Origin of the sequence: Flavobacterium sp. 270 (assembly GCF_004368785.1) — a bacterium.
Taxonomy (GTDB): Bacteria; Bacteroidota; Bacteroidia; order Flavobacteriales; family Flavobacteriaceae; genus Flavobacterium.
In genome coordinates this window covers 1-7,694 of record NZ_SODM01000012.1, presented here as the reverse complement: position 1 = coordinate 7,694, position 7,694 = coordinate 1, and the positions used below count along the sequence as shown (strand labels likewise).

Here is a 7,694-nt window from a genome sequence, read left to right as displayed (position 1 = left end):
AACCAGCTATAAGATAACCATCAAAATCGAGAATTAATTTATTTAGTAGAAAGGTATAAATTGCCGTTACAACAGTATATTGCGCTATTTTATTTTTATTAGTAAGCTTATTAAAATAATGTAGTTCATTGGCTTTGATAGAAAAGGAAGCAAGACATTTTTGTTCCTTATCCAACACTAAAGCCCTACCTCTATTTACTATCTTTTTCTTCCAGTAGTTAGTATATAAACTTGTTGATTTTAAATCCGAGTTATCCATTTGTTAAAAATTATGCATTATTAATGCGAATATTAATTTTATAATTGCGACAGTATTTCTTTTCTTGTAATCGAGGTAAATATGTTATCAGATTTTCGATAACATTATCTCGTTAATTTTTTCAAAATAATCAGGATACATAGAATGCATTTTTTTTGAAAGTTCCTCACAGTATATTGTACTCTTTTTACAATCTTCACCAAAAAGATGAATATATTTCCTCTCATTTGGGGCATTCTTGAAATATTCAAAACCTTTTAATTCGTGGTTTAATTTATACTTATCTTTCACTGACATAAAACATTCTACAGAAATATTTTCGGACTGCGACATACAATAAAATAAATGTTGTTCATAGATTGTATTAAATCTTCCTATATTTATTCTATCTAACTTGCCTAGGTTTCTATTTACAAAATTGAAAGCTTCAGAAGTAAAACGCTCAAAAAAAGAGATATTATTCCCTCCAATTATCCCAGCATTATATGCATTTACTTCAGTTTCATTTTTTTTATTTTCAATTAATGATTCCGGGAAAAAAAAATTATTTCTTATTAAATCCTCATACAGTGGTTTATAGAATGAATAACCCATTTCTGAATTTTGAACAATTAAATTTGCATTTTCAATACTATCCGAAAACCTTTCCCCTATGTATATATCACTATCTACATGAAGGAATGGCTCTTGTTGCAAACTATAGGCTTTAATTTTTCCCAATGCCCATAAATCTGGATGATAATGATCTATACTGTTCAATACTAAATGAACTTTTGTATAAGGTAAACCTAAGATATCAATCAGTAATTCCTTTCCTTTTAAATCAGTGTAGAGTTCAACCTCTTTATAAAATTTTTTGAGTTGCAAACAACTGAAAGCCCAACTCATTAAATGATACTTGCTTTCCAGCCAACCACCTGAAAATCTCCCATTATCAGTTTTATTATCTTCATTTAGCATTGGCTTAGTCCACAGACTTTGAATAATTTTCATGAAAATATTTTGAATTAATTAAACTAATTTACTCTGACTCTTACAATGACCGAGTGCATCTAATAATTTTATTATTGCATCATGATCCTTTAATCTATGATTAGCAACAGTCTTTCCCTTCCCAACTTTAATAGAATACCCATATTTGGGAATTGATTCAAATAATTCTTCATCAGAATCATCATCCCCAGCTGCAAGAATAAAATCATATTTCTTTTTGGACAGCCAGTAGGTAGCTGCATTCCCTTTACCAGTCCCCTTACTTTGAATTGTAAACGTATTTTCTCCAGTAATAAAATCAACTTTATCCGTGATCTTATCATTGTTTTTTAGTTCATTAATAAGTTCAGTAATTCGTAGTTCCCTAAGCTCAGAACAAGCCATTCTATAATCCCAGACTATTGAAAATGTTTTTATTTCAATCAAGGAATTTGGTAGTTTATCTACATATCGAGATACTGTTTGTGCAACTTGTTTTTTCCAATCTGTATTAAAATCGCCTAATAACTTCCAATCGGACTTTTCTGAAATCCAAGCTCCAAGATCAGCTCCAAAATCGACATTAAGGTGTGCAAACCATTTCCATAGTGTTAGTTTGTCTCGTCCACTTATGATAACAACATCCGTATCCTCTCTACTGGAAAACATTTCAATTGTATCTAAAATTGCTTGTGTTGGCTCTGCTTCAATTCGATTACGATCTATGGGTGAAAGTGTCCCATCATAATCTAGAAAAAATACGGATGATTTTGCCTCCTTATAATGCTGGAGCATATTCTTTTTTTTATCATCTTTAATTCCAATTTTCAATAATGATATCTTTGAGCTATTTACTTCCTGAGTAGTTTGTATAATTTCATTTGCCCATGAACTTACATCATAAGAACTTAGTCTCAAATGCATTCTCTCATTTCTCAGTTGTATTTCCTTTTTAGACATCGTTAATGCCTTATGTATAGCTGAAGTAATTTCGTCTACAGAAAATGGATTAATTGAGATTGCATCAAATAACTCATTTACTGCTCCAGCTGTTTCACTTAAAATTAAGACCCCTTGATCAGAGCTATTGGCCGCTATAAATTCTTTTGCCATTAAATTCATGCCATCACGCAACGGAGTAACTAATCCAACATCACTAATTCCATATAAAGCACATAGCTCAACAAGGTTTAATTGGGAATATTGATATTCTACAGGGATCCAATTATCTGAACTAAATTTCCCGTTAATTTTACCCACACATTCGTCTATCGCCCTCTTAACTTTTTTATAAGAATTAATTTCTCTTCTAGATGGAGCAATAACAAGTTTTAATATTACTTTTTCAATCCATTCTGGGTATTCCAATAATAAATTATAGTAAGCTTCTAAACGATTAATTATACCTTTTGTATAATCAAGTCTATCTACTGATAAAATTATTTTATAATTTTTTAATCTTTCTTTTGTGATTTTCTTTTTTTGACTGCACGCTTCGCTTATAGAAATTTCTTTTATTGCTTTATAATCTATTCCCATAGGAAAAATATCAATCTTTGAAAATCGATCACCTAGATTAATTATATTTTGTACAGCTTTAAAATTCAGAACCTTTGAAATAGTTTTCTGAAATTCTTGAGCATAGTCTATTGTATGCACACCAATAACATCTGCCCCTAGCAATCCATTAAGGATAGCTTGCTGATTTTCCAAAGGTAATAACCTGAAAATATCATAACTGGGAAAAGGAATATGTAAAAAAAAAGAAATTTTAACATTTGGAAAATCATTCCGAATCATTTGTGGTAGTAACATCAAATGATAATCATGAATCCAAATGAAATCATCTTTCTTTATTTGCTCCTTAATAGTGTTATAGAAAATTACATTTGCCTGTTTATAGCAATCCCATGAGGATTTTTTATAATCTGCAAAGTCTTGAAAATAATGAAACAAAGGCCAAATAACTTTATTACAATACTCTTCATAAAATCCCTTCTGAACTTTCTCGTCTAGAAATATAGGAACATATTTGTAATTCTCTTTGTATTCTCTTTTTATAGCTTCCTGCTCACTTTCAATTATAGATTTTCCTGCCCACCCAATCCATAAGTAGTCCTCAAATTCTGAAGCCCCAGACTTTATTTTATTGGTATAAGATAGAATACCGGTCACTAAACCTCCAATACTTCTTTTCAATCCACTTTTAGTTGACCTATCGATAGTTATAGGTAATCTATTGGAAACAATAATTAAGCGCATCTTTATTAAGATTAATTAATACTAATAATTTTTTTTTAACTACTCGAAAAGTAAATTATGAAACATTACATATTATTTGGGTCGTTTTCAAAAGTTTTGAAGTTCACACAGTAAAATTTAAATAAATTAACTTTCTGTTTTAGTTAGTTCTAACACAATTATAGAAAGTATTATTCGTAACAAAAAAGACCTCAATACTTACAAATCTCTGTATTAATTCATATCGCCATAAATAAATTAAGTCACAGACTACAAGTTATCCCAAGTAATTTTCAAAATTCTAGTTAGCTAAACAGCTAAAGAAATAGATTTATCACCTATAATTTCTGATACAAATAGATTTGAATTTTCTGTCAAAATTTCTATGATGCCAACATAAATATTCATTATATTTTCTATATCACTGGCTTGATACGCTTTCAGATTATATTCAACATTAAAATTTAAAGCATTTTTATACTGTGTGGCTTCTAACTTAAAATCAAAATGTCCAGATCCGTTTTGACGGTGCCCTTCATCAAAATTTGTGAGATCAGTTTCATTATGTACAACGAAATTGAAGGAAACCGGTGCTAAAAGATGTAAAGGGGCATCTGTGTCGTTAAGAATTTTTTCATAAGAGTAGAATCTATAATCTGAATTTTCAAATACTTCCTTAGCCACCTGTTCAGCAAAATTTCTGAAAAGCAAGGATTCATTTACCGATATAGGTAAAATTATTTCAGAAGTAAGCCATCCGACGATGGGTTCAAACTCTTCAAATACTCTCGTGGAAAATGGAATATATATCCTGCTATCCTTAACATCTTTTGATTTATAAAAGGCAAGTGATAACATTGTAATAATATTTACAAATAAACTGGATCCATTTAAAGAGGCCATATCCTTAAGTTTACTGAATAGCGGTTCTTTAATAATCATCTTGTATACTGCTCCTTTATCTGCAACCAGATTAACAATGGTACCGTACGCATCTTCAAACTGTTTTATACTTTTTCCGTCCGAAAGATTTTGTAATAATTCAGCTGTCAAATTTTTTCTATAGGAACATACTTCTTTTGCCTGTATTCTGGAGGATATACATTTACCTTGGGCATTCTCCTTTTTTGTACGCTCAATACTTTGTAAAATTTTAGATAAATAGTTTTTCTTTGATACTGACCACTTTTCACTTTCCAAAAATGTATTTACCCACATGGCATAATCTTTATATTGAAATTTAATAGGTGCCAGCGGGGAATCCTTTCCTTTTAAATAGGCGTCATAAAGCGTTTGAATTTCATTTTTTAGATTTCTCATGGAAACATCGTCAGAAATTGTATGATTTAAAGTAAAAAGTAGTCCTGACAGTTCTTCAGAATATTTCACAACCTGCAAATAAGCCAAAGGTGCTTTCTCTAAATCAAATTCTGTGTTGCTTGCATTTTGACGAATGTCCATAATCAACTCATCCTTATTTTTCTCACCTGCAACATCGATATATTCTATTGGTATTTTGGAAAAGTTTTTCGTTATATGTTGTTTCAATATGTTTTCTTTCATTTTAAATGAAGTCCTTAAACTTTCATGTCTTTCAAAAATAGTTTGGATTACTTTTTCCAGAATATAAGTGTCTAATTTCTCAAACAGAACATAAAAGGACATATTATATGAATTGTTTACATCCAGGATTCTTCTCCTCATATATTCTTTTTCCTGCTGATGGAAAACATCAAAATATTCCTGGTCAGAAAAATTTTCATACTCTGAAACAGTGGGTTTTTGAAACAATGGAACCTCTCTAATCTTTTCATTGCTCTTTTTATTTATGTACTCTGATATTAGAGAAATTTTACTGTTCGCGAAAAATTGGCTAAAGGAAATTTCTACGTCAAACTCCTTACGGATTTTATTCAACATGCTGGTAGCATTTAGGCTATGGCCGCCAATTTCAAAAAAGTCATAATTTATCCCTATCCTATCTCTTCCTAACGTTTCTTGCCAAATTTTCACAACTCGTTCCTCTATATCATTGCGTGGAGCTTCATACTCTACTCCACTATTCACTCCAAGATCTGTCGGATCAGGAAGAGATCTCTTATCAATTTTACCATTTATCATTAATGGCATAATGTCCATTCGGACATAGTGACCAGGAATCATGTAATCTGGAAGATCTTGACCTAAATGTGTTCTTAAGGTCTTGATGTCGTACCCTTTATTTGATACGAAATATGCAATAAGTTCTGTTACTAAACCGTCTTTTATGTAGGGTAAAACTACTGCATCGGTGATCTCTGGAACGCGAAGTAATACACTTTCAATCTCCCCAACCTCAATGCGATAGCCTCTAACTTTCAACTGATCGTCTTTCCTACTCATATACTCAATACGACCATCAGTGAGCCATCTACCCAAGTCCCCTGTTTTGTATAAACGATCTCCTTTTATAAATGGATTCTTTATGAATTTATCCATGGTCAATTCCGGAAGATTTAAGTAACCACGAGCAAGGCCTGCGCCTCCTATATGCAATTCTCCAGCTACACCTATGGGTTGAGGCAGCAATTTATCGTTTAATATATAGATGTATTCATTCTCAAAAGGTTTCCCTATAGAAAGCTTGTCAGTAGATTTAATATCCAGAAAACTACTCCAAATGGTAGTTTCTGTAGGACCATAAACATTTATAGTCTCTAAATTTATATTTCTACTCAAGAGATTATACGTTTCTTTTGGAAATGCTTCTCCTCCTACCAATAATTTCTGAAGATGCAGAAGAGGTGATTTAAACAATGTATTGAATATCTGTTGTAGTCTCGAAGGCGTAAGCTGCAATACTTCGACCTTGTTTTTTATTATTTCTTCAACAAATAAATCAGGATCAAATAATTTGTCTTCTCCAATCAAAATCATTTTCTTCCCTAAACATATTGTCCCAAATATTTCAAGCACCGAGATATCAAAAGTCAAGTTTGTTGTAGCTGCAACAATATTTAAATCTTCGAACCCTAATTGAACATCAATTCGACTTAAAAAAGAAACGACATTTCTGTGTTCAATCATAACTCCTTTAGGCTTTCCTGTTGATCCTGAAGTATAGATTACATATGCAAGATTTCGAGATGAAACAAGTACATTGATTGGTTTATGATCAGAATAAGTAGAAGATACTAAATTGAACTTCTCTAAGAATTCCTGATTTATAATTATCTTACATTTGGTATCTTTTTCAATAAAATCCTGACGTTGCTTTGGGTAATGAAGATCAATAGGTACGTAAGCCGCACCTGATTTTAATATTGCTAACAATGAAATTATCATCCATTCGTCCCGATTTAATTTTATCCCAATTAAATCTTCAAGTTGAATTTTACAATTTTCTAAAAGGTAATTAGCTAACTGATTAGAATTATCATCTAAAAACTTATATGTCAAACATTTATCACCGACAATTAAAGCAATATTATTTGGTGTTTTTATAACTTGCTCGTTAAATAAGTCTATTATCGTATTCTCATCCATAAATTTTTATATTCTTACTTTTTAAGGCACGATCCTGTCTTTTCGTTTAATTTTACAATAGCACAGTATTCCTTACTTTCGCCCCCATTATACCAGAATTTTACCTAAATTATTATTAAAATAATTTAAATATTCATAATTAATTTTGCTAATATAAAACGATTATTAAGTAAATCTTTACGGTTTTCCACATTCAGAAGTATTTTTTCTTATAAAATGTAAAAATCTCATAATATCAATTTATCACAGTATAGCAATAGATTAATTTAAAAGCTTTTAGAGAAAAAGAAAAAAATGTTTTTTTTTTACATATTTCAAAAAAAACATTGAGGGATGTGAAAATACCAACCTTACTTGACCGATTACAACGTTTTCGTAATAAAAGATTCATTATTAACATCAAATTCAAAAACAAGCATTAACTATTTGGTATGAATTGTTGCAAAATACCCCTGCTCTTCAAATAAATCTACGATTGTCTTGTCTCTCGGGTAATTTACTTCGGTATTATTGAACTCTAATAATAATTGTAATCTTTCTTTTTCGGATACTATTGCATATTCTGATAAACAAACTTCAATATTATCTTCTAAATCGACTACAAAACGATTAAAGCTCTTGATTAATAATTCTAATATTATTTTATCTACAAATCCCTCTAAATAATATACTTGAATCTTAAAATCCTGATCTTCAT

General features: G+C 30.4%; 5 protein-coding genes. All 5 read right to left on the bottom strand.

What is annotated here, in order from left to right:
• Nucleotides 1-259, bottom strand: a 259-nt coding sequence (locus tag EV144_RS23990; protein ID WP_134151672.1) for a hypothetical protein, incomplete at its 3' end; no start/stop codon positions are given.
• Between the two features lie 87 nt (nucleotides 260-346).
• Nucleotides 347-1,252 carry a DUF6734 family protein gene (locus EV144_RS23985; protein ID WP_134151671.1) on the bottom strand — a complete coding sequence of 302 codons (906 nt, stop codon included), beginning with the start codon at nucleotides 1,250-1,252 and terminating at the stop codon, nucleotides 347-349.
• Nucleotides 1,253-1,270: 18 nt separating this feature from the next.
• On the bottom strand, nucleotides 1,271-3,493 hold the full coding sequence (locus tag EV144_RS23980; protein ID WP_134151670.1) for a bifunctional alpha,alpha-trehalose-phosphate synthase (UDP-forming)/trehalose-phosphatase: 2,223 nt from the start codon (nucleotides 3,491-3,493) through the stop codon (nucleotides 1,271-1,273).
• A 288-nt stretch (nucleotides 3,494-3,781) separates the two neighbouring features.
• Complete coding sequence (locus tag EV144_RS23975; protein WP_134151669.1) at nucleotides 3,782-6,997, bottom strand: amino acid adenylation domain-containing protein; 3,216 nt, start codon at nucleotides 6,995-6,997, stop codon at nucleotides 3,782-3,784.
• 422 nt (nucleotides 6,998-7,419) lie between these two features.
• Nucleotides 7,420-7,694: hypothetical protein (locus EV144_RS24260; protein ID WP_166670630.1), on the bottom strand; the 275-nt coding region annotated here is incomplete at its 5' end.